21 protein-coding genes and 1 tRNA gene are annotated in these 21169 nt (G+C 73.5%); 11 read left to right on the top strand and 11 right to left on the bottom strand.

Translation table 11 applies throughout. The features are described 5' to 3' along the window. Positions 1-118: 118 nt before the first annotated feature. Positions 119-769 (bottom strand): GntR family transcriptional regulator, encoded by a 651-nt coding sequence (locus IE286_RS14255; protein WP_189797066.1) that lies wholly within the window; start codon positions 767-769, stop codon positions 119-121. A gap of 643 nt (positions 770-1412) precedes the next feature. Between IE286_RS14255 and IE286_RS14250 the strand changes: the two genes are divergently transcribed. Beyond that, positions 1413-2417, top strand: a complete 1005-nt coding sequence (locus IE286_RS14250) for a Gfo/Idh/MocA family protein (RefSeq protein ID WP_189797065.1) — start codon at positions 1413-1415, stop codon at positions 2415-2417. A 96-nt stretch (positions 2418-2513) separates the two neighbouring features. Here IE286_RS14250 and IE286_RS14245 read toward each other — a convergent pair whose 3' ends face one another. The 4 genes from IE286_RS14245 to IE286_RS14230 are packed head-to-tail and all read right to left on the bottom strand — an operon-like array spanning position 2514 to position 6423. Next, complete coding sequence (locus tag IE286_RS14245; RefSeq protein ID WP_189797064.1) at positions 2514-3416, bottom strand: sugar phosphate isomerase/epimerase family protein; 903 nt, start codon at positions 3414-3416, stop codon at positions 2514-2516. 1 nt (position 3417) lies between these two features. Continuing rightward, complete coding sequence (locus tag IE286_RS14240; RefSeq protein WP_189797063.1) at positions 3418-4326, bottom strand: ATP-binding cassette domain-containing protein; 909 nt, start codon at positions 4324-4326, stop codon at positions 3418-3420. Positions 4327-4333: 7 nt separating this feature from the next. After that, complete coding sequence (locus IE286_RS14235; RefSeq protein ID WP_372462557.1) at positions 4334-5410, bottom strand: ABC transporter permease; 1077 nt, start codon at positions 5408-5410, stop codon at positions 4334-4336. Beyond that, the gene (locus IE286_RS14230) at positions 5410-6423 is read right to left on the bottom strand and encodes a sugar ABC transporter substrate-binding protein (protein WP_189797062.1); all 1014 of its coding nucleotides are present in this window, start codon (positions 6421-6423) and stop codon (positions 5410-5412) included. The genes IE286_RS14235 and IE286_RS14230 overlap by 1 nt, the downstream gene beginning before the upstream one ends. A 250-nt stretch (positions 6424-6673) precedes the next feature. Between IE286_RS14230 and iolC the strand changes: the two genes are divergently transcribed. The 4 genes from iolC (at position 6674) to iolD (ending at position 11439) form a co-directional block, all read left to right on the top strand. Further along, the gene (gene iolC / locus IE286_RS14225) at positions 6674-7636 is read left to right on the top strand and encodes a 5-dehydro-2-deoxygluconokinase (protein WP_189797061.1); all 963 of its coding nucleotides are present in this window, start codon (positions 6674-6676) and stop codon (positions 7634-7636) included. 51 nt (positions 7637-7687) lie between these two features. Further along, positions 7688-8566, top strand: a complete 879-nt coding sequence (locus IE286_RS14220) for a Cgl0159 family (beta/alpha)8-fold protein (protein ID WP_189797060.1) — start codon at positions 7688-7690, stop codon at positions 8564-8566. A 79-nt stretch (positions 8567-8645) separates the two neighbouring features. Next, positions 8646-9539: a 5-deoxy-glucuronate isomerase gene (gene iolB, locus IE286_RS14215; protein ID WP_189797059.1), complete on the top strand. Its 894-nt coding sequence runs from the start codon at positions 8646-8648 to the stop codon at positions 9537-9539. A 7-nt stretch (positions 9540-9546) separates the two neighbouring features. Then, positions 9547-11439 carry a 3D-(3,5/4)-trihydroxycyclohexane-1,2-dione acylhydrolase (decyclizing) gene (gene iolD, locus IE286_RS14210; RefSeq protein ID WP_189797058.1) on the top strand — a complete coding sequence of 631 codons (1893 nt, stop codon included), beginning with the start codon at positions 9547-9549 and terminating at the stop codon, positions 11437-11439. Between the two features lie 259 nt (positions 11440-11698). On the opposite strand, the gene IE286_RS14205 is transcribed toward iolD, so the two are convergent. Beyond that, positions 11699-11772 (bottom strand) — tRNA-Pro (locus tag IE286_RS14205). Between the two features lie 508 nt (positions 11773-12280). Here IE286_RS14205 and IE286_RS14200 point away from each other — a divergent pair. The 4 genes from IE286_RS14200 (at position 12281) to cobF (ending at position 14391) form a co-directional block, all read left to right on the top strand. Continuing rightward, positions 12281-12433: a hypothetical protein gene (locus tag IE286_RS14200; protein WP_189797057.1), complete on the top strand. Its 153-nt coding sequence runs from the start codon at positions 12281-12283 to the stop codon at positions 12431-12433. A 40-nt stretch (positions 12434-12473) separates the two neighbouring features. After that, the gene (locus tag IE286_RS14195) at positions 12474-12842 is read left to right on the top strand and encodes a methyltransferase domain-containing protein (RefSeq protein ID WP_189797056.1); all 369 of its coding nucleotides are present in this window, start codon (positions 12474-12476) and stop codon (positions 12840-12842) included. Positions 12843-12873: 31 nt separating this feature from the next. Further along, a complete protein-coding gene (locus tag IE286_RS14190) occupies positions 12874-13488 on the top strand; it encodes a DUF309 domain-containing protein (protein ID WP_189797055.1) in 615 nt (204 codons plus the stop codon). A gap of 129 nt (positions 13489-13617) precedes the next feature. Next, a complete protein-coding gene (cobF, locus tag IE286_RS14185; RefSeq protein WP_189797054.1) occupies positions 13618-14391 on the top strand; it encodes a precorrin-6A synthase (deacetylating) in 774 nt (257 codons plus the stop codon). 76 nt (positions 14392-14467) lie between these two features. On the opposite strand, the gene IE286_RS14180 is transcribed toward cobF, so the two are convergent. The 3 genes from IE286_RS14180 to IE286_RS14170 all read right to left on the bottom strand — a co-directional run bounded on the left by IE286_RS14180 (position 14468) and on the right by IE286_RS14170 (position 17423). Beyond that, positions 14468-15214, bottom strand: a complete 747-nt coding sequence (locus IE286_RS14180) for a cobalt-precorrin-6A reductase (protein WP_189797053.1) — start codon at positions 15212-15214, stop codon at positions 14468-14470. 52 nt (positions 15215-15266) lie between these two features. Further along, positions 15267-16106 (bottom strand): polysaccharide deacetylase family protein, encoded by an 840-nt coding sequence (locus IE286_RS14175; protein ID WP_189797052.1) that lies wholly within the window; start codon positions 16104-16106, stop codon positions 15267-15269. A 468-nt stretch (positions 16107-16574) separates the two neighbouring features. Continuing rightward, positions 16575-17423, bottom strand: a complete 849-nt coding sequence (locus IE286_RS14170) for an SDR family NAD(P)-dependent oxidoreductase (RefSeq protein WP_189797051.1) — start codon at positions 17421-17423, stop codon at positions 16575-16577. A 396-nt stretch (positions 17424-17819) separates the two neighbouring features. Between IE286_RS14170 and IE286_RS14165 the strand changes: the two genes are divergently transcribed. Beyond that, positions 17820-18884 (top strand): MGDG synthase family glycosyltransferase, encoded by a 1065-nt coding sequence (locus IE286_RS14165; protein WP_189797050.1) that lies wholly within the window; start codon positions 17820-17822, stop codon positions 18882-18884. A gap of 45 nt (positions 18885-18929) precedes the next feature. On the opposite strand, the gene IE286_RS14160 is transcribed toward IE286_RS14165, so the two are convergent. After that, positions 18930-19412, bottom strand: coding sequence for an RpiB/LacA/LacB family sugar-phosphate isomerase (locus tag IE286_RS14160; RefSeq protein WP_189797049.1), 483 nt, complete (start codon positions 19410-19412; stop codon positions 18930-18932). Between the two features lie 99 nt (positions 19413-19511). After that, the gene (locus tag IE286_RS14155; RefSeq protein ID WP_189797048.1) at positions 19512-20618 is read right to left on the bottom strand and encodes a serine/threonine-protein kinase; all 1107 of its coding nucleotides are present in this window, start codon (positions 20616-20618) and stop codon (positions 19512-19514) included. Positions 20619-20869: 251 nt separating this feature from the next. Between IE286_RS14155 and IE286_RS14150 the strand changes: the two genes are divergently transcribed. Further along, entirely contained in the window at positions 20870-21046 is a 177-nt protein-coding gene (locus tag IE286_RS14150; RefSeq protein WP_189797047.1) for a hypothetical protein, read from the top strand. The last annotated feature ends 123 nt before the right edge of the window (positions 21047-21169 follow it).

Raw genomic sequence — 21169 nt, 5'->3', positions numbered from 1 at the left:
GGCATCCCGGTCCGTACGGCCGGCACTCCGGACGCCGCCGTGCCGCACGTCGTGCGGGTGAGCGGCGTCGTACCGTGCACCGGCCGGGCGGGGCCCGGGATGGCCGGCCGTCGGGCCGTCAGTCGCGCAATGCGTCGATGACGCTGGTGAGGTGGGCGCGGACGGCCGCTTCGGCCGCCTGCGGGTCCCTGGCTCTGATCGCCTCGATCATCGCCAGGTGCTCCTTCAGGGACTGCTGCGGACGCCCCGGCCTGAGTGCCAGCTGGAAGCGGTGGCGCACCAGTTGTGCGTTGAGCCGCTCCAGCAGCTCCACGGCCGTCCGCTGTCCGGAGAACTCCCGGATCCGGGCGTGCAGTGCGTGGTTCAGCTCGGAGTAGGTGACCGGCTCACCGTCGGCCACGGCCTTCTGCATCGCCGTGCCCAGGCCGGTGAGTTCGGCCAGCTGCTCGTCGCTGACCGCGACGGCCGCCTTGGCCGCGCACAGCCCTTCGAGCGCCATACGGCACTCGGTGATGGCGACCGCCTCCTCGACGGACACCACCCGGACCCGCGAGCCGCGGTTGCGGATCCGCTCGACGAGACCCTGGGCTTCCAGTTCGATCAGCGCCGCGCGGATGCTGGCCCGCGTCACGCCGAACCGCTCGGCGAGTTCGTTCTCCACCAGCCGCTGAGCCGGTGCCATCTCGCCGTGCATGATCGCCTGCCGCAGCCGCGTGAGCGCCAGTTGCTTGGCCTGCTCGCCGCTGCTCGGACGGGCTTCGTTCGGCATGTGCCCTCCCTGAGTGAGTGCCTGTCGAACGTAAAACTAGCGAAGCAAGATTGTCAACGATTCTGTTGGCTGTTTTGGCGACGAAAAGTGGGCGGCTGGGGAGGCAGGTCGGTGACCGGGCACCCGGGGCGGCCCCGCCCGGTCCGTGCTCCGGCCGCCGCAACGGCACAGCTCGGGCACGGGACCGTCCGCCGGGCGGGGCCGTGGCCGGACACCCGAGGTCCGCTCAGCTCGCCGGTGCCGGCCGGGCGGGCATGGTGTACGGGGTCCGGCCCGGGATCCGTACCTGTCGGGGAGACCGGCGCGGATCGGCTGATGTTCTTCGAGGGGCCGTTGCCGGTTGTCCGAGGGGTTTGTCAGGACAAGAATGGCAGCAGCGTGTGGCCTTCGTGACCGACCGAAAGGGCGTCGATGTCCGTCGTCTTCTCCCACCGTGACGTCCGGCTGTCCGGGCAGGACGGCGGCCCCGGCGCCCGCCGCGCCCCAGGGCGTGTCCGGCGCCTCTCGGCCGGTTCCGTGTCCCTGCGCCAGTGACCGCCGGCACACCCCAACGGCACACCCACGCCCCGCACACCGCCGCCCCACGCCCCGGACCGTTCCACTCGCACTTCCTGTCGGCCATCGCACATCGGAGCTGCCGTCCATGCGTATCGCGATTCTCGGCCTCGGCCGTATCGGCGCCTTCCACGCCGAAACCCTGTCCCGTCTGGACACCGTCGAGTCACTGCTGGTCTCCGACCCGTTCGAGGGTGCCGCCGCGGCCGCCGCCGAGCGGTTCGGAGCCGAGGTCGCGGCCTCGCCCGAGGCCGTGTTCGCCGCCGGGGTGGACGGCATCGTGGTGGCCGCCGCGACCGACGCCCACCCAGCGCTGATCCTCGCCGCCGTCGAGGCGGGCATCCCGGTGTTCTGCGAGAAGCCGGTGGCCCGCACGATGGAGGAAGGGGTGAAGGTGCTGCGGGCCGTCCAGGACCGGGGTGTGCCGGTGCAGATCGGCTACAACCGCCGCTTCGACGCGGGTTTCGCCGCCGCACGGGCCGCCGTGCGCTCCGGCGCGCTGGGCACCCTGCACACCGTCCGTTCCACCACCCTGGACCCGGAGCCGCCGCCCGCGGCGTACATCGCGGCCTCCGGCGGCATCTTCCGGGACTGCGCGGTGCACGACTTCGACATCATCCGCTGGGTGACGGGCCGTGAGGTCACCGAGGTGTACGCGACGGGCGGCAACCGCGGCGCTTCCTACATCAAGGACGCCGGGGACGCCGACACCACCGGGGCGGTCCTCACCCTGGACGACGGCACGATCGCGGTGGTGTCCAACTCCCGGCACAACGGCAGGGGTTACGACGTCCGGATGGAGTTGCACGGCTTCACCGACTCGCTCGCGGTGGGCCTGGACGACAAGCTGCCGCTGCGCTCGGCCGAGCCCGGGACGGCCTTCCCTTCGGGCATGCCGCACACGTTCTTCATGGACCGGTTCGCCGACGCCTACCGGGCCGAACTCGTCGCGTTCACTGAGGTGGTGGCGGGTGGCAGGCCCTCGCCCTGCACCGTCGAGGACGCCCTGGAGGCGGGCTGGATCGCCGAGGCGTGCACCCGGTCGCTGCACGAGCACCGGCCGGTGCGGGTGGAGGAAGTACGGACGGCCTGAGCCGCGGCGAGGGGCCGGTCCCGCTGTCACGGCGGGACCGGCCCCCCTGCTGTGCGGCGGGACGGCGGACACGGCACCCGCCGTCGCGCGTCGTCCTCACACCCCGCAGGACCGCAGAAACCTGCGCGTGCGGACGGCGATGGGCAGCGGTTTGTCCGGCGGGCACGGATACATGTCCTGCTCGACGATCGCGAACAGGTCCACGCCCAGCTTCTGCGCCGCCCGCAGCACCGGTTCCAGCGCGGGCACACCCGTGGGCGGTTCGCACATCACGCCGCGCCGCACCGCCGGCCCGAACGCCACCTGGTTCGCCACCACGTCGGCGAGGATGCCGGGGTCGACCTGCTTCAGGTGCAGGTAGCCGATGCGTTCGCCGTAGGTCTCGATGAGTTCGACGCTGTCGCCGCCGCAGTAGGCGTAGTGCCCGGTGTCCAGGCAGAGGCTGACCAGGGCGGGGTCCGTGGCGTCCAGGAAACGTTCGACGTGGGCCGCGGTGTCGAGGTGGGTGTCGGCGTGCGGGTGGACGACGATGTCGAGGCCGTAGGTGTCCTTCACCTGGCGCCCCAGACGTTCCATGCCCCGGGTCAGGTGGGTCCACTGCTCGCTCGTCAGCTCCGGCGGCTCCAGGATCTCGGCGGTCTTGTCGTCGCGCCAGAAGGAGGGGATGACGACCAGGTGGCGGGCGCCCATGGCCTGGGTGAGGGCGGCGACCTGGCGCACGTGTTCCCAGGTGGAGTCCCACACGCCGGGGCCGCGGTGCAGTGCGGTGAAGACGGTGCCGGCGGAGACCCGCAGGTTGCGCCGGTCCAGTTCCCCGGTAAGGCGGGCGGGGTCGGTGGGCAGGTAGCCGTAGGGGCCCAGCTCGATCCAGGAGTAGCCGGCCTCGGCGACCTCGTCGAGGAAGCGGTGCCAGGGCACCTGCTGCGGGTCGTCGGGGAACCACACGCCCCAGGAGTCGGGGGCCGAGCCGACCCGGATGCGGTCCAGCACCTCAGTCATGTCATCCGTCTCCTTCCGAGGGGGCCGGCCGGGAGCCGGGGGCCGGTGCATCGGGCAGCTCCTCGACGTCGACGCCGCGGACCTGGGCCAGTTCGTGTTTCAGGGCGGCGAGTTCGGCGCCGCCCGCCATGTGGTTGGTGAGCTCCTCCAGGCTGACCTCGCTGCGTGCGGCGGACAGCTCCAGGGTGCCCAGGCGCAGCACGCTGAAGTGGTCACCGACCATGTAGGCGTGGTGGGGGTTGTGGGTGATGAAGATGACACCGAGGCCGCGGTCGCGTGCGGCGGCGATGTACTTCAGCACCACCCCGGACTGTTTGACGCCGAGCGCGGCGGTGGGCTCGTCCAGGATGAGGACACGGGCTCCGAAGTGCACTGCGCGGGCGATCGCCACGCACTGGCGCTGGCCGCCGGAGAGGGTGCCCACGGGCTGTTCGAGGTCGTCCAGGACGATGCCCATGGCGCGCAGTTCCTCGTCCGCGGTCTTCTTCATCCGGGCGATGTCCAGACGGCGGAAGGGCCAGGGCCCCTTGGTGAGTTCCGAGCCGAGGAAGAAGTTGCGCCACACCGGCATCAGCGGCACGGTCGCCAGGTCCTGGTAGACGGCGGCGATGCCCCGGTCCAGGGCCTCGCGCGGGCCGGTGAACCGTACGGGTGTGCCGTCGACCAGGAACTCGCCCTCGGTGTGCTGGTGCAGCCCGGAGATGATCTTGATGAGGGTGGATTTGCCGGCGCCGTTGTCGCCGAGCACGCAGGTGACCCGGCCGGCGTGCACGGCGAGGTCGATGCCGTGCAGGGCGCGGACGGTGCCGTAGGACTTGCCGGCGCCGCGCAGTTCGACCAGCGGCCGCTCGCCCCCGGGCGGGGTGTCGGTGAGGACGGCGCCGTGCGGTGCCGCGTTGTCGGTGGTCATGGGGGTGTCACCTCCGGGTCGCCGTGCGGCGGACCCACAGATTGATCAGGACGGCGCCGAGCAGCATCACGCCGAGGAACGCCTTGAACCAGTCGGGGTTCCAGCCGGCGTAGACGATGCCCTGGTTGACCATGCCGAACATGAAGGCGCCGAAGACGGGTCCGATGGCGGAGCCGTAGCCGCCGGTGAGCAGGCAGCCGCCGATGACGGCGGCGGCGATGTAGATGAGTTCGTTGCCCACACCCTCGCCGGACTGGACGGTGTTGAAGGAGAACAGCTGGTGCATGCCGACGAACCAGGCGCCGAAGCCGACCAGCATGAACAGGGAGACCTTGGTGAAGGTGACGGGCACACCCACGGCGCGGGCGCTGTCCTTGTTGCCGCCGACCGCGAAGATCCAGTTGCCGTACTTGGTGCGCAGCAGCACCCAGGTGGCCAGGGCGGCGAACACCAGCCACCACACCACGGTGATCTTCACCTGGACCCCGCCGATGTCGAACGAGGACGCGAAGAGGGCCTTGGCCTGGTCGAAGCCGTCCATGTCGCTGATGTCGTCGGTGGCGACGTTGCCGGTGACCAGCTTGGTGACGGCCAGGTTGACACCTTGCAGGATGAGGAAGGTGCCGAGGGTGACGAGGAAGCTCGGCAGCCCGGTCCTGACCAGCATCCAGCCGTTGAACGCGCCGATGGCGAGCGACACCGCCAGGGAGACGATCACGCCGGTCCACACGTTCAGGGTGAGCTGGTAGCTGAGCATGGAGGCGGTCAGCGCGGAGGTGATGACCGCGACACCGGCGGACAGGTCGAACTCGCCGCCGATCATCAGCAGCGCCACCGGCAGGGCCATGATGCCGATGGTGGACGACTGGTAGAGGACCGTCGCCATGGAGCCGCCCTGGCGGACCGTGGGCGCGACGGCCAGGAAGAAGACCAGGACGGCGAGAGCGCCGAGGAACACCCCGACCTCCGGGCGGGCGAGGAGCCGGAGCAGCGGGGAGCGCCGTACGGTGCGGCCGGTGTCCTGCCTCTCGCCGGGGGCCGGTCCGGTACCCGCCGCGGGCGCGGCCTGGTGGGTCATGTCGATCACCGGGTGCCCTTCGCGGCGAACGAGGCGACCTTGTCGACGTTGGACTTGTCGACGAAGGCGGGACCGGTGAGCACCGGCTGGACGCCGCCGCCGCTGTAGTTGCCGTTGTTCTTGTACAGCCACAGGGAGTCGACGGCCAGGTAGCCCTGCAGGTAGGGCTGCTGGTCGACGGCGAACTCGATGTCGCCCTTCTGGATGGCTCCCGTAAGGTCCTTGTTCAGGTCGAAGGTGGCGACCTTCGCCTTGCTGCCCGCGTCCTGAACCGACTGCACCGCGGTCAGCGCGAACGGCGCGCCGAGGGTGACCACGTGGTCGATGCCGCCGTCCTGCTTGAGCTTGGCGGTGATGGTCGACTTCACCGACGGCATGTCGGTGCCGTTGACGTACAGGATCTCGGTGGTGCCCTTGAACGACTTCTTCACTCCGTCGCAGCGCTGGGTCAGGCCGACGTTGCCCTGTTCGTGGATGACGCAGACGGCCTTCTTGGCGCCGACGTCGTTCAGTCTGTTCCCGAGCGCCTCGCCCGCCACGCTCTCGTCCTGCCCGAAGAACTCCAGCAGCCCCAGTTTCTTCCAGTCGGCGAGGCCGGAGTTCAGGCCCACGACGGGTATGCCGGCGGCGACCGCCTTGCCGACGACGGCCTTGAGGGCGTCGGGTTTGGCGAGGGTGACGGCGATGCCGTCGACCTTCTGGTCGATGGCGTTCTGCACGAGGTTGGCCTGGTTGCCGGCGTTGGGGTCGGCGGAGTAGACGAGCTTGATGTTGTCCTTGGCGGCGGCGGCCTCGGCGCCCTTGCGGACGATGTCCCAGAAGGTGTCGCCGGGTGCCTGGTGGGTGACCAGCGCGACCGTCATCCGGGGGGTGTCGGCCCTGCCGGCGGAGGCGTCGGCGGCGCTCTCCTCGGCCTTCTTGCCGCCGGAGCTGCTGGAGCAGCCGGCGAGGGTCAGGGCCACGGCGGCGGCCAGAGCGACGGCGGGGGCGAGTCGGCGGGAGCGAAAAGTGCGGTCCATCGTTCCGGCACCTCACTGTGCGACGAGGGGAGGTCTCCGGGATCCAAACCCTTGCCCGAGCCCGCTGTCAATACTTTGTCCTGACATCTCTTCATGCCCTGTTGTGAGCCACAGGTCCGAATGTCAGTACAAAACATTGACAGTGTGCCGTGCGGCGTCCTACACCTGGGAGGCGGCAGGCACCGGGGCCCGCGTCTCCACCGTGGCAGGGCTCCCGGGGTCGTGCACCCCAGCCCAGCGAGGAGCGTCCATGCCCGAGTCCGTCCCGTCCTTCGACCTGATCACGATGGGCCGTATCGGAGTCGATCTCTACCCCCTCCAGTCCGGTGTACCCCTGGCGCAGGTGGAGTCCTTCGGCAAGTTCCTCGGGGGGTCGGCCGCCAATGTGGCGGTGGCCGCCGCGCGGCTCGGCCGGCGCAGCGCCGTCGTCACCCGCACCGGGGCGGATCCCTTCGGCACGTATCTGCACCAGGCGCTGCGCGAGTTCGGCGTGGACGACCGCTGGGTGACACCGGTGGACGCCTACCCCACCCCGATCACCTTCTGCGAGATCTTCCCCCCGGACGACTTCCCCTTGTACTTCTACCGGCGGCCCAAGGCCCCCGATCTGGAGATCCGCACCGCCGAACTCGACCTGGCCGCGATCCGCTCCGCCCGCATCTTCTGGATGACCGGCACCGGGCTGAGCGAGGAGCCCAGCAGGTCCGCCACCCTCGCCGCGCTCGCGGCCCGCGCCAGGGCCGGGATCACCGTCTTCGACCTGGACTGGCGCCCGATGTTCTGGACCGATCCGGACGCGGCCCGCCCGCACTACGCCGAGGCGCTGCGGCACGCCACCGTGGCCGTCGGCAACCTCGACGAGTGCGAGATCGCCACCGGTGTGCGCGAGCCCGCCGCCTGCGCCGAGGCGCTGCTGGCGGCCGGTGTCGAGCTGGCCGTGGTCAAGCAGGGCCCCAAGGGCGTCCTGGCGGTGCACCGCGACGGCACCCGGGCCGAGGTGCCACCGGTGCCGGTCGAGGTGGTCAACGGGCTCGGCGCGGGCGACGCCTTCGGCGGCGCGCTCTGCCACGGCCTGCTCGCCGGGTGGGACCTGGCGGCGACGATGCGGTACGCCAACGCCGCCGGTGCCCTGGTCGCCTCCCGTCTGGCCTGCTCCTCCGCCATGCCCATCCCGGCGGAGGTCGAGGACCTGCTGGCCCGAGCCGCCGCCTGACGGGATCCGTCCCGTGAACACCGCAGCCGTCCCGCTGAACGGAGCCCACCTGTGAGCGTCAGCATCCGCGATCTCACCGCGATCCGCGCCCGGCACCCGGAAGCGGTCGCCGAGGCCGCCGCCCGCCGGATACGCCGCCCGCTGCTCGGCGACAGCGGCCGGCTGATGATCGTCGCCGCCGACCATCCCGCACGCGGCGCCCTGCGCGTGGGCGACCGGGAGCTGGCCATGGCCGACCGCGCCGACCTGCTGAACCGGCTGTGCGTGGCCCTGTCCCGGCCCGGCGTGGACGGGGTGCTGGCCACCGCCGACATACTGGAGGACCTGCTGCTGCTCGGTGTGCTCGACGGCAAGGTGGTCATGGGCTCCATGAACCGCGGCGGCCTGGCCGGGGCGTCGTTCGAGATGGACGACCGGTTCACCGGGCACCGCGCCCGCGACCTGGCCCGGCTCCGTTTCGACGCCGGCAAGCTGCTGCTGCGCATCGACTACGACGATCCCGGCTCACTGGCCACCCTGGAGGCCTCGGCCCGCGCCATCGACGAGATGGCCGAGGCGGGCCTGCCGGTGTTCGTGGAGCCGTTCATCTGCCGCCGCCTGGGCGGAAGGGTGGTCAACGACCTGTCCGCGGAGGCCGTCACCCGGGCCATCGCGATCGCCTCGGGCCTGGGCGGCACCTCCGCCTACACCTGGCTGAAGCTGCCGGTCACCGCGGACCCCGACGACATGGCCGCCGTCCTGCGGACCTCGACGCTGCCGGCCGTGCTGCTCGGCGGTGAGGTCGGCGGCGACCAGAAGGCGGCCTACGCACGCTGGCGCTCGGCGCTGCGGCTGCCCACCGTGCAGGGCCTGGTGGTGGGCCGCTCCCTGCTCTATCCGGCCGAGGGCAGTGTCGAGCAGGCGGTCGACACCGCCGTGAGCCTGCTGTGAGCGGCAGCCGGGCCCGCCCGACCGTACCCGGTGAGGACCACGCCCCCGTGACCGAGCCCGCCGATCTGGAGGCTTCACGATGACCAGCCCGTACCACCTGCCCGCCGGCAAGGCCGCCGACGGCCCCTATTCCGTGCACGTCAGCCCGGAGACGGCCGGCTGGGGCTACTCCCACCTGCGCGTCCTCGACCTGTCGGCCGGCGGCTCGCACACCGTCGACACCCGGGACAGCGAGTGGATCGTGCTGCCGCTCGCCGGCGCCTGCACGGTGGCCGTCGACGACGGCTTCGGCGGTCACACCTTCGAACTCGCCGGCCGCACAAGTGTGTTCGACGCGGTCAGCGACTTCGCGTACGTCCCCCGGGACGCCCGGGCGACCGTGTCCTCCGCCGCCGGCGGGCGGTTCGCCCTCGCCGGCGCCCGCTGCACCCGGCGCCTGCCCGCCCGCTACGGACCGGCCGAGGGGGTGCCCGTGGAGCTGCGCGGCACCGGCGGCTGCTCCCGCCAGGTGAACAACTTCGCCGCCGCCGACGTGTTCGAATGCGACAAGCTGATCGCCGTGGAGGTGATCACTCCGGGCGGCAACTGGTCGTCGTTCCCGCCGCACAAGCACGACGAGCACCGGCCGGGCGAGGAGTCTGTCCTGGAGGAGATCTACTACTTCGAGTTCGCCGCCCACGACGGCGTCCCCGGCCTCGGCTACCAGCGGGTCTCGCCGTCCGGGCAGGGCAGGAACACCGACGTGCTGGCCGAGGTCCGCGACGGCGACGTCGTCCTCATCCCGGACGGCTGGCACGGCCCGTCGATGGCGGTGCCCGGCCACCACATGTACTACCTGAACGTCATGGCGGGCCCGGACACCGAGCGGGCCTGGCTGATCCGCGACCATCCCGACCACGCCTGGATCCGCGGCACCTGGCCCGCCCAGCCCGTCGACGCCCGCCTTCCCCTGTACACCACCCCGTCCTCGTGAGGTCCCGATGAGCGAGCCGAGCACGACACAGAACACGGCGACGATCCGGCTGACCGTCGCCCAGGCCCTCGTGCGGTTTCTCGCCGCCCAGTACACCGAGCGGGACGGGGAACGGCAGCGGCTGATCGCCGGCACCTGGGGCGTCTTCGGCCACGGCAATGTCGCCGGTCTCGGCCAGGCGCTGGTCGAATACGCGGACGTCATGCCGTTCCACCAGGGCCGCAACGAGCAGGCGATGGTGCACGCGGCCGTGGGCTTCGCCCGGCAGCGCGGCCGGCTGGCCACACAGGCGGTGACCACCTCCATCGGCCCGGGCGCCACCAACCTGGTCACCGGTGCCGCGCTGGCCACCATCAACCGTCTGCCGGTGCTGCTGCTGCCCGGCGACTACTTCGCCGCGCACACCGCCGACCCGCTGCTGCAGCAGCTGGAGCACCCGGCGCAGGCGGACGTGTCGGTCAACGACGCGCTGCGCCCGGTCTCCCGCTGGTTCGACCGGATCACCCGCCCCGAGGCCCTGATCCCGTCCGCGCTGCAGGCGATGCGGGTGCTGACCGACCCGGCGGAGACCGGCGCGGTCACCCTCGCCCTGCCGCAGGACGTGCAGGCCGAGGCGTTCGACTGGCCGGAGGAGTTCTTCGCCGAACGGGTGTGGCGCATCCGGCGTCCCGCCCCCGACCCGGCCGAGCTCGCCGCGGCGGCCGACGCGATCCGGGCGGCACGGCGTCCGCTGATCGTGGCCGGCGGCGGCGTCCACCACAGCGCGGCCGAGGAGGCGCTGGCGGCCCTGGCGGACGCCACCGGCATCCCGGTCGCCTCCACCCAGGCCGGCAAGGGCTCCCTGCGCCACGACCACCCGGCCGACGTCGGCGGCATCGGCCACACCGGCACCGCGGTCGCCGACCACCTGGCCCGCACCGCCGACCTGGTCATCGGCGTGGGCACCCGCTACACCGACTTCACCACGGCCTCCGGCACCCTGTTCCAGCACCCTCACGTCCGCTTCGTCAACCTCAACATCACCGCGTTCGACGCGCACAAACTGGCCGCCGCCACGGTCGTCTGCGACGCCCGCACCGGCCTGACCGCACTGCGCGACGCCCTGGCCGGACACCGCGTGGCGGACGCCTACGCCGCCGAGTACCGCGACGGCAAGCAGCGCTGGGAGGAGGTCGTCGAGGCCGCCCTGCGCGCGAAGGACGACAGCGCCCAGCCGACCCAGACCCAGGTGATCGGCGCGCTGGACGAGGTGGTCGGCGACGAGGACGTGGTGATCAACGCGGCCGGCTCGCTCCCCGGCGACCTGCACAAACTCTGGCGGGCCCGCTCACCGCGCCAGTACCACCTGGAGTACGGCTACTCCTGCATGGGCTACGAGATCCCGGCGGCCATCGGCGTGCAGCAGGCCGCCCCCGGCACCCCGGTGTGGGCCCTGGTCGGCGACGGCACCTACCTGATGATGCCGACCGAGATCGTCACCGCGGTGCAGGAGGGCCTGCCGGTCACCGTGGTCCTGCTGCAGAACCACGGGTACGCCTCCATCGGCGGCCTGTCGGAGTCGGTGGGCGCCGAACGCTTCGGCACCGCCTACCGCTACCGCGCCGCCGACGGCACCTTCACCGGCGACCCGCTCCCGGTCGACCTCGCCGCCAACGCGGCCAGCCTCGGCATGGACGTGCTGCGCGCCAAGACCGTGGGCGAGCTGCGCGAGGCCCTGCGCACGGCCCGCGCGTCCGACCGCCCGACGTGCGTGTACGTCGAGACGGACCCCACCCCGACCGCTCCCCCGGCCGAGGCCTGGTGGGACGTCCCGGTGGCCGGCACCTCCACCCGCGAGGCGGCGATCCGGGCCCGCGAGACCTATGTGCGCGAGGCGGCGGGGCGGCGGCGTCATCTGTGAGGGTGTCATCTGTGAGGGGGCCGGTCCGCCGTGTGTGAGCGTGGTCCGCCGGTGCCGCGGCACGCCGTTACGGACGACGTACCACCGGCGGACAGCACAGCCGCTTCCACACGCGCCGCCGTACCGAGCAGGACCGGACGCCGCCGTTCTGTGCCAGTGATCGCCGACCGTGCCGGCGACTCCCCGTGCGCCACACCCGATTCGCCCGATACACGAGAAGGGTCTTCGCGGACCCTGTCCACGAAGACCCTTCGTACTGTCGGGACGACAGGATTTGAACCTGCGACCCCTTGACCCCCAGTCAAGTGCGCTACCAAGCTGCGCCACGTCCCGATACGCTCACCGGCGGTCACCCGCCCGAGTGCGCGAAGGCCACTTTACCGCACTCGGCGGGCGGGGCCTGAAGGCCATCGTGGAATACCGTCGGATCGCGCGTCTACGACGGTAACGACACCTCACTCAAAGAGCCCTGTCCGAGCTGTCGGGTGTCCCCTACAGCACCCTGACGAAGACGGAACAGGGGGTCATTCCTCCCACCCCCACGTCATCGCTGCATGTGCGCGCGCCATGCGGGTCGATGTGGCCACCGTCGTCGGCCAGCCCTACGCGAGTGAGCTGCGCGCCGACGAGCTGGACGTGCTCATCCGGCCTATCCGGGAGGCACTCGACGTCTACGACCTCGGGGCTGATCCGGACATCCAGGCGCGCAGCGCGCGTTGTGCCTGGCCGTGCGCAACGGGGAATTCAAGAAGGCGGCCAGCGAGGTCGCCGGCCTCATCGAGGAGGCCACGACTGCTGCGCATCGCGCGGCACCAGCGAGGCATGGCTGACGCTCGCCTCGTTGTACCGGACCGCGTACGACGTCGCCACGAAGCTCGGCTTCTCGGACCCGGCGCAGCTGTCGCTGGCCCGTCTGGACTGGGCCGCTCAGCGCGGCTCCAGCGCCGTGCTGGGGGTGTGTACCAGTACCTGCGGGCGCTCACCCCCTGCGTGAGGGCAAGTACCGCACTGGTCAGCGGCTCGTCTCCCAGGGGTTGTCCACGCTCGGGCAGGCGGAGGAGTCTCTGCAGCGGGTGGTCACCGGGCAGTTGCATCTCAGGGCCGCCGTGCTGGCCGGCCGCGCCCACGACGAGGGGCATGCGCTGCCGCACTTGCAGGAGGCGGAGCCCAGGTGTCCGTCCTTGCCGAACCTCGTCGGCGAGGTCATCGCCGTCGACCCTGAGCCCGGCATGCTCGCCGAAGGCCGCAAGCTCGCCGACGAAGCCGGCAGCACCAACATCACCTGGGTGCAGGGCGACTCCACCACCCCGCACACCCTCGACCTCGGTCAAGTCCGGCTGGCCGTGACGGGCGCCGCGTTCCACTGGACCGACCGCGACCAGCTGCTCAAAGGCCTCGACTAGGGGGCGCAGAAGGCCGGGGGACAATCGGCATATGAGCAGCACATCCTCCGGCCGTCCGGCCGACGCGCGGGGTGAGAGCCACCGGGACGACCTGGGCACGGACCGGGAGGGACGGAGCCGGGCGGACCGCGACCGGGACCGCGACCGGGACAGTGAGGGGCGGGCGCGCAGTGCCCGGCCGCGCGACGGGCTGGGGCGCCCGCTGCCCTACGACGCCGAGGGCGTGCCCCGGCAGCCGGAGGGCGTCGTGCGCACCCCGGCCGAGACCGTCGCCGAGGCCCAGGCCCTGCTGGACGCCGGCCGGCCGTTCCACGCCCACGAGGTCTTCGAGGACGCCTGGAAGTCCGGGCCGGGCTCGGAGCGGATCCTGTGGCGCGGGCTGGCCCAGCTCGCGGTCGGCCTGACGCACGCGGCGCGTGGCAACGCCACCGGCGGGGCCCGGCTGCTGCGGCGCGGCGCGGGCGCGGTGCGGGAGTGGGTGGCGGAGACCGGGGTGCGCCGCCCGCACGGCATGGACACGGCCGGTCTGGTGGGGTGGGCCCGGGACCTGGCGGGGCTGGTGGAGAGCCGCGGCGGGGCGCGGCCGGTGGACGCGGCGGAGCACGCGCCCCGGCTGCGGGGCGAGGCGGCGCCGGAGCGTGGCTGAGGCTGAGTCGGATGGATCGTCGCGGGCGGTGCGTGAGCCCGGTCGTCAGGGTCGGTGCGTACGCCCGGCCGTCGTGGTCGGTGCGGCGCCGGTGGAGGCGGTGTCGGTGGGGTACGGCAGACTCGGGGTGTGCGAAAGATCCATGTCATCGGTATCGGTGCGGGCGACCCCGAGCAGCTGACCCTGCAGGCGGTCAGGGCGCTGCGCGAGACGGACGTGTTCTTCGTCCTGGACAAGGGCGAGGTGAAGGCGGACCTCGTGCGGCTGCGCCGGGACATCCTGCGCACGCACGTGCCGGAGGGGACGTACCGGGTGGTGGAGGCGCGGGACCCGGAGCGGGACCGGTCGGCGGGCGGCGCGGCCTACTCCCCCGCCGTCGGTGACTGGCGCAGCGCCCGCGCGGACATCTACGAGCGGCTGATCGCCGAGGAGCTGGGCGAGGACGAGCGCGGCGCGTTCCTGGTGTGGGGCGATCCGGCGTTGTACGACAGCACCCTGGGGATCCTGGAGGAGGTGCTGGCGCGAGGGGCGGTCGCCTTCGACTACGACGTCATACCGGGCATCAGCAGCGTCTCGGCCCTGGCCGCACGGCACCGCACGGGGCTGAACCGGGTGGCCCGTCCGGTGCAGATCACCACCGGCCGCAGGCTCGCCGAGGGGTTCCCGGAGGGCGTGGACGACGTGGTGGTGATGCTGGACGCCCACCAGGCCTTCCGGGCGTACGCCGACCAGGACATCGACATCTACTGGGGTGCCTACCTCGGCACACCCGACGAGATCCTCGACTCCGGTCCTCTCGCCGAGGCCGGGCCGCGCATCGAGCGGCTGCGGGCCGAGGCTCGTGCGCGCAAGGGCTGGATCATGGACACCTACCTGCTGCGCCGTCGGCGGCCGGAGCAGTGAGGGCCTGCGGGCCGCGGCACTGACAGGGCGGGGGTGCGGGGCTGTATCGCGCCCCGGCCGGGCGGCGCCGGGTCACTCATCGTGCGGGCAGGTCCAGCAGCGCCAGGGCCGCCGGCACGTTCGGGACCGCGGTCACGCCGTCCGGCAGCGGTGGCCGCCGTACGACGACGACCGGCAGGCCGAGGCGGCGCGCGGCGGTGAGTTTGGCGGCCGTGGCGGTGCCGCCGCTGTCCTTGGTCACCAGCACGTCGATGCGGTGCTCCCGCAGCAGGGCCGTCTCCTCGGGCACGGTGAACGGTCCCCGGGCCAGCAGCACCGTCAGGCGGGGCGGCATCGGCGGCTCGGGCGGTTCCACCGACCGCAGCACGAAATGCAGGTCCGTCAGGCGGGCGAACGCGGCAACGCCCAGCCGTCCCGTGGTGAGGAACACCCGGCGGCCCAGCCCGGGCAGCAGGTCCGCCGCGGCGGTCTGCGAGGCCACGTGGTGCCAGCGGTCGCCGGGGCCCGGCTGCCAGCCGGGGCGGCGCAGCACCACCAGCGGGATCCCGGTGGCCCGGGCCGCGTCGGCCGCGTTGCGGGTGACCGAGCGGGCGAAGGGGTGGGTGGCGTCGACGACGGCGGTGACGTGGTGGTCCCGTATCCAGGCCGCCATGCCGTCCGCTCCGCCGAAGCCTCCGGTGCGCACCTGCCCCGCGAGGGCGCCCGGCCGGCTCACCCGGCCGGCCAGCGAGCTGGTCACCCGGACACCGGTGTGCGCCGCGAGTGCCGCGGCCAGTTCGCGTGCCTCGGTGGTGCCGCCGAGGACCAGGACGTGCGCAGGCATGCCGCCGAGCCTACGGGGTCAGGCGGAGGTCCGGCGGCGGGGAGGGGCAGGGTCAGCGCCGGCCGGCGGCGGGCCGCCGGGGGTCTCGCGGTGCGGCCCGGCGGGCGGTGTCCGGCGGGCAGTCCGCCCGTCGGTCCTCGGGGTGTCCCGTCTCGTGCCCGCCGACCGCGTGTTCCGCCAGGGTGCCGACCTCCCACCCCGCGTCCCGGCAGCCGACGACCAGGGCGGGCAGGGCACCCAGGGCGGCGCGCCAGCAGCCGGGGGCCGACGCGCGGTCCGAGTCGTGCAGAAGGATCGTGCCGCCGCCTGCGAGGTCCACGCTCACGGTGGCCCGCACGGTGGCGGGGGTGGCGTCCGCGGTCCAGTCCCGTCCCCAGGCCGTCCACAGCACCGGACGCAGGCCCAGGCGCCGGCCCGCCGCCCAGCGGCCGCCGGTCAGGATGCCGTAGGGCGGGCGGTACCACAGCGGCTGACGGCCCGTGATGTCCCGCACCGCGCGGGCGGCGCGCGCGATCTCCGCCAGGTCTCGGGCGGGTGCCGGGAGCCAGGGGCGGCTGTGGGTCCAGCCGTGCACGGCGAGTTCGTGTCCCCGCCGGGCGATGTCACCGGTCAGCTCGGGGAACCGGGCGGCATGCTCCCCCAGGACGAAGAAGGTGGCGCGGACGCCCAGCCGGTCGAGCGTGTCCAGGAAGTACGGCGTGGAGCGCGGGTCGGGGCCGTCGTCGAAGGTGAGCGCGACATGGTCGGGGCGGCCCAGCCCGGCCAGGCGCGGGAAGCACAGCGCGCGCAGCCGCGGCAGCCAGGTCGCGGCCGGCACGATGTGGGCCGCCGCGACGGCGGCGGCCGGCGCGACGGCGGCGGCCGGCGCGAGCGCCGCTGCCACGGGAGGCATCAATGCCCTGCCCTGTTGTCCCACTGGGTCCCTCCTTCTCGGCTGGGCGTCGCCGGTCCGCCGGCCGACTGCGGGCGCGGTCGCGGCGGTGCGCACCGCGTGCCGCGCGGGTGGGCGGCGGCGCGTCGGCGACCACCGGCCTGCGCTCCCGCGTCCGGGCCGCTGCCGGGCGGAACGGTCCGTGTCGTCCGCGTGCGGTGGGGCGCCGGCCGGGGGCGCGTGCGGCACGTCGTGGGCAGGTGCTCCCCGGGCGGCACCGGGCCGAGCCCTCGCCGGACCGGGATGTCCCGCGGGAGTGACGGCACGACGGCGGCGTCCGGCCGCCGGCCGGGTGGACGATCCCGCGTCCGGCCGTCCGCCGGCCGGGGGACCGCGGCGGACGGGGGCACTCCGCGTCCGGCGGACGGTGCGTGTCCCGTGCCGGCGACGCGTCATCGCCCCGTGCCCGGCACCGTTCTCGGGGCGGGGTCAGCCGAAGCGTGCGGCCAGGCGGCGGTACAGCGCGGGGGCGATGGCTCTGACCCGGCCCGGCACCCGGGTCCAGCCGGGCACGTACACCTCGTCGCGGCCGTGGGCGACCGCCTCCCACACCGCGTCCGCGACCCGGCTGGCCGGCACGGGTTTCGGCCGGGACCGCCGGTAGGGCACCCCGCGGCGCTCGAAGAACGGCGTGTCCACCACGCCGGGCACCACATGGCTGATGCCGACGCCGGTGCCGCGCAGCTCGTAGCGCACGGCGTCGGCGAAGGTGGCCAGGGCGGCCTTCGCGGCCGAGTAGACCGCCTCGTCGCGCACGCCGACCGTGCCGGCCAGGGAGCCGATGATGACGACCCGTCCGGATCCCTGCCGGACCATGTGGGGCAGCAGCAGCCGCACGAGATGGACGGTGGCCAGCACATTGACGTCGAACACCTCGTCGATCGCGGGGTGCGGCATCGTGCTGAACGGCCCGGCCCAGCCGATGCCCGCGCCGGCCACCAGCAGGTCGACCTCTCCCACGCTGTCCAGAGCGAACTCGGCCAGGCGCTGCTCGGCCCCCGGGCCGCACAGGTCCGCCGGGTAGACGACGGCCGAGGTCTGGTGGGCGACTTCCTCCAGGCGGGCGCGGTCCCGGCCGTTGAGGACGAGCCGCCAGCCGCCCTCCGCGGCGAGCCGTCTGGCGACGGCGGCGCCGATCCCGGAGGAGGCGCCGGTCACCAGGGCGCCCCCGCCGGTCACCGCGCCGTCGGCCGCGCGGCGGCGCGCCGTGCTCGGCGTCGCGGGTGCCTCGAGCGGCCTCCCGGGGCCGGACCGGACGCTGGAGGGGGCTTGAGTCATCGGGAAGCACCTCTGTCTCGACGGATACGGGGGCCGCCGCTGCGGCCCCGGCGGTCCGGGAACTCCGTGCCGACGGGTGAAGTATCCCGGGGGCCGGTGCCGAAACGCGGCAAGGGCCGGGGCGTGCCCGTCCGTTTGACTGCGGTGGGTGAGGGTTACTCACTACCAGTGTCGTCCGAATCGCTGTCGCCGCCACCCCTGCCCGCCGCTCGCGAGGGTGTGAACACGCCTGTGCCCGACCCGCGGGCGCGGGCGCACGCCCCCGTGTCCGACGCACCCGGAACTCACGGTGCGCGCGCGCCGGCACCCCCGGCGCCGTCCACGGCGCGTGCGCCCGCTGCCGCGGCCGGACCGGGCGCCGCCGAGGCCGAACGGCTGCTCGTGCTGAGTGCGAGCATGGGCGCCGGACACGACACGGTGGCGGCGGAGCTGGCGCGCCGGGCACGCGCGGCGGGCGGACAGGCGCACGTCGTCGATGTGCTTCAGTTGCTGCCCCGGGGCCTGGGGAGCGGGCTGCGCGGCTTCTATCAGGGCGCCGTCCGCCACTGTCCCTGGGTGTACGCCGGGATCTACGACTTCTTCCTGCGGCCGGGCCCCTCCCCCCGCCCGAGCGGTACTCCGCTGGCGCGGCTGGCGGCGAGGCCCCTGATGGAGCTGGTGCGCCGTACACGGGCCGATGTGGTGGTGTCCGTCTTCCATCTGGCCGCGCAGCTCACCGGGCATCTGCGCGAGCGCGGGGTGCTCGAGGTGCCCGGCGCGGTGGTGATCGTGGACTTCGCCGTGCACCGCCAGTGGCTGCATCCGGGCAACGACCTGCACCTGTGTCTGACGGAGGAGACGGCCCGTCAGGTCGCGCGGGGCCTGGGCCGTCCGGCGGAGGCCGTGGGCCCGGTGGTCGCGCCGGAGTTCTTCGCCGAGGGGCCGACGACACCCGGGTGGCGGCGCCGCCTGGAGCGGGCGGCGCCGGGACGGCCCGCGGTGCTGGTCTCCGCGGGCGCCTGGGGTGCCGGGGAGCGGCTGCCCGGCACCGCGCGGCTGCTGGCCGCGCACGGCTTTGCGCCGGTGGTGCTGTGCGGGCGCAACGAGCGGCTGCGGCGTGCGCTGTCCGGCGTCCCGGGGGTGCTCACCCCCGGCTGGGTGACGGACATGCCCGGGCTGCTGCATGCGTGCGCCGCCCTGGTGGACAACGCGGCCGGCCAGACCGCGGTCCAGGCGCTGGCCGCCGGGCTGCCGGTGGTCGCCCACCGGCCGCTGCCCGGCCACGGCGCGGAGGGTGTCCGCCGTATGGCGGCGCTCGGGGTGTCCGAGTTCGCGGCGGACGAGGCCGCGCTGCTGGGCGCGCTGGACCGGCTCACCCGGCCGGGCCCGGAGCGGGAGCGCCGGATCGCGGCAGGGCGTGCGCTGTTCCGCGCGGATGCGCTGGCACGGCTGGTGCGGGCCGAGGCGGTGCCCCGGACGTGACCGATGCGCCGACGGCGCCGGTGACCCGGCGGACCGGCCCCGGTCTCAGCGGTCGCCGTCGGCCGCCGTCACGGATGCCGTGCGGCCGGCGGCGTCGAGGCGTCCGACGCGTTGGACGTTCTCCCGGTCCTCGGGGTCCGTGCTCGGGCTCGCCGCGAACCAGGCGTCGAGGATCTCGGCCAGCAGCGGCTCGGAGGTCAGGCGCAGCCCGAGGGCGAGGACGTTGGCGTCGTTCCAGCGGCGCGCGCCCTCGGCGGTGTACGCGTCGGTGCACAGGGCCGCCCGGACGCCGGGCACCTTGTTCGCGGCGATGGAGGCGCCCGTGCCGGTCCAGCAGCACACCACGGCCTGGTCGCTGCGGCCCTCGGCGACGTCGCGGGCGGCGGCCTCGGAGCAGGCCGCCCACTGCGGGTCGTCCCCGGGCCGCAGCGCGCCGTGAGTGACCACCTCGTGCCCGCGTTCGCGCAGCCGGGCGACCAGGGCGCGCGCCACGGGTTCGTCCATGTCGGAGGAGACGGAGATCCGCATGCCCGCAGGGTACGTCAGCGGGGCCCGGACGACGCAGCCCCTGTGGACACCCCGCGTCCGGCACCAGGCCGGGGCCGCAGAGGAGACGGCAACCGGGGATCAGAACAGGTTCATGCCGAGCAGCAGAGCGCAGACGAACAGCAGGGCGCCGGCCAGGACGGCGACGAGACGGCGGTGGCGGCGCAGCGGTCCTGCCAGGGCGGGACGGCGCGCCGGGACGCGGTGCACGGTGGTGTGCCAGCCGGTGTCCAGGACGGGCGGCGCCGGCGGGTCGACGACGCCGGCCGCCGTGCCCGCGAGCGGCGCGGGCGCCGCGCCGTGGTGCAGTGCCGGCCGGGCGGCCGCGTAGGGTTCCAGCACCTGGCCGGGCTGCTCCGGGGGCAGGGGTTCCGCGGTGCCGCGCCAGGCGCCGCCGCGGAACCAGTCGGCGACCTGGCGGGCCGTGGGGCGTTCCTCGGGCCGCTTGGCGAGCATGCCCAGCAGATAGTTCTCGAAGGCCGGCGGCAGCGCGGCCCCGCGCTGGTTGGGCGGCACGGGCGGGGCGTCGACGTGCTGGTACAGCAGGGCGGTGGCGGTGTCCGACTCGAACGGCGGTCTTCCGACGGCCAGTTGGTAGAGCACGCAGCCCAGGGAGTAGATGTCGGAGGCGGGGGTGGCGGGCGTGCCGATGGCCCGCTCGGGTGCCAGGTACAGCCCGGTGCCGACGATCTGCCCGGTGGTGGTGAGTCCGGCGGAGGGGTCGTCAACGAAGCGCGCGATGCCGAAGTCGCCTATGCGCACGGTGCCGTCGTGGTCGCTGAGCAGGTTGCCGGGTTTGACGTCCCGGTGCACGATGCCCTGGGCGTGCGCCGCGGCCAGGCCCTCGCCGGCCTGCTGGGCGACCTGGGCCAAACGCTCCGGCGTCAGCGGTCCGCCTGCGGCCAGTTCACCGGCGAGGCTGCCGCCGTCGACCAGTTCCATGACCAGGAAGCAGCGGCCCTGCCAGGTGCCGAAGTCGAGGGTGCCCACCACGTTCGGGTGGTTCAGCCGTGCGGAGGTCTGCGCCTCCATCCGGAAGCGGGCCTCCGCCGAGGCGTCGGCCACATCGCTCAGCAGCAGCTTGACCGCGACCGGCCGGCCGAGGACCTCGTCCTGGGCCCGCCAGACCTCGCCCATCCCGCCCCGACCGATGACCGTGTGCAGCCGGTACCGATCCGCCACCAGCACCCGTAGACCGCCTCAATCCCAGAAGAGTCCCACCCTCACAGCGCGCCCATCTTAACGATCACTTGGCGTGTCACGGACCACTGTCCGGTGCTTCGCCCGCCACCCCGGCCCGGCCTTCGGAACGCACCCGGAGGTGCCTGGGATCCTTACGAGTGAAAAGCAGAAGGTCGGTCTTCGTACCAATATGTAGAACTGATCACGTATGTCATGGTCGCCCTACCCACTGATCACACGGGAGAGGAAGGACGATCTTGGACCCACTGAGCTGGCTGTTCATCCCGCTGCTGACCGGACTCGTGGCAAGCCTGTGGAACTGCTGTTCCGGCAGGACACGGCGCGCCGACGTCTGGTCGGACGTGCAGCGTTACGACCGGGTCCGCGAGGCTCTGGGCCGCGCGGTCGCCTCGGTCGCGGCGCCGACGGCGTAGACAGCCTCTGAGGGGGTCCTCGCCCCGGCGAGGGCCTTTCGTTCCGATCAGGCGGATCAGGCCGGACCGACCGGGCCGGACCGGGGAGCACACGCACCCCCGGCACCGCGAGCCCGGCCTGAT

This window comes from Streptomyces thermodiastaticus (assembly GCF_014656135.1).
In the GTDB taxonomy this organism is placed as follows: domain Bacteria; phylum Actinomycetota; class Actinomycetes; order Streptomycetales; family Streptomycetaceae; genus Streptomyces; species Streptomyces thermodiastaticus.
This window is presented reverse-complemented; position numbering and strand designations above follow the sequence as displayed.

What these genes read in the sequence shown, in the direction of transcription:
- IE286_RS14190 (WP_189797055.1), top strand. Translation starts at nt 12,874, where the DNA reads ATGAGCAGCACATCCTCCGGCCGTCCGGCCGACGCGCGGGGTGAGAGC.
- IE286_RS14175 (WP_189797052.1), bottom strand. Translation starts at nt 16,106, where the DNA reads ATGCCTCCCGTGGCAGCGGCGCTCGCGCCGGCCGCCGCCGTCGCGCCG.
- IE286_RS14250 (WP_189797065.1), top strand. Translation starts at nt 1,413, where the DNA reads ATGCGTATCGCGATTCTCGGCCTCGGCCGTATCGGCGCCTTCCACGCC.
- iolD (WP_189797058.1), top strand. Translation starts at nt 9,547, where the DNA reads ATGAGCGAGCCGAGCACGACACAGAACACGGCGACGATCCGGCTGACC.
- IE286_RS14170 (WP_189797051.1), bottom strand. Translation starts at nt 17,423, where the DNA reads ATGACTCAAGCCCCCTCCAGCGTCCGGTCCGGCCCCGGGAGGCCGCTC.
- IE286_RS14245 (WP_189797064.1), bottom strand. Translation starts at nt 3,416, where the DNA reads ATGACTGAGGTGCTGGACCGCATCCGGGTCGGCTCGGCCCCCGACTCC.
- IE286_RS14230 (WP_189797062.1), bottom strand. Translation starts at nt 6,423, where the DNA reads ATGGACCGCACTTTTCGCTCCCGCCGACTCGCCCCCGCCGTCGCTCTG.
- iolB (WP_189797059.1), top strand. Translation starts at nt 8,646, where the DNA reads ATGACCAGCCCGTACCACCTGCCCGCCGGCAAGGCCGCCGACGGCCCC.
- IE286_RS14165 (WP_189797050.1), top strand. Translation starts at nt 17,820, where the DNA reads ATGGGCGCCGGACACGACACGGTGGCGGCGGAGCTGGCGCGCCGGGCA.
- IE286_RS14240 (WP_189797063.1), bottom strand. Translation starts at nt 4,326, where the DNA reads ATGACCACCGACAACGCGGCACCGCACGGCGCCGTCCTCACCGACACC.
- IE286_RS14180 (WP_189797053.1), bottom strand. Translation starts at nt 15,214, where the DNA reads ATGCCTGCGCACGTCCTGGTCCTCGGCGGCACCACCGAGGCACGCGAA.
- iolC (WP_189797061.1), top strand. Translation starts at nt 6,674, where the DNA reads ATGCCCGAGTCCGTCCCGTCCTTCGACCTGATCACGATGGGCCGTATC.
- IE286_RS14160 (WP_189797049.1), bottom strand. Translation starts at nt 19,412, where the DNA reads ATGCGGATCTCCGTCTCCTCCGACATGGACGAACCCGTGGCGCGCGCC.
- IE286_RS14255 (WP_189797066.1), bottom strand. Translation starts at nt 769, where the DNA reads ATGCCGAACGAAGCCCGTCCGAGCAGCGGCGAGCAGGCCAAGCAACTG.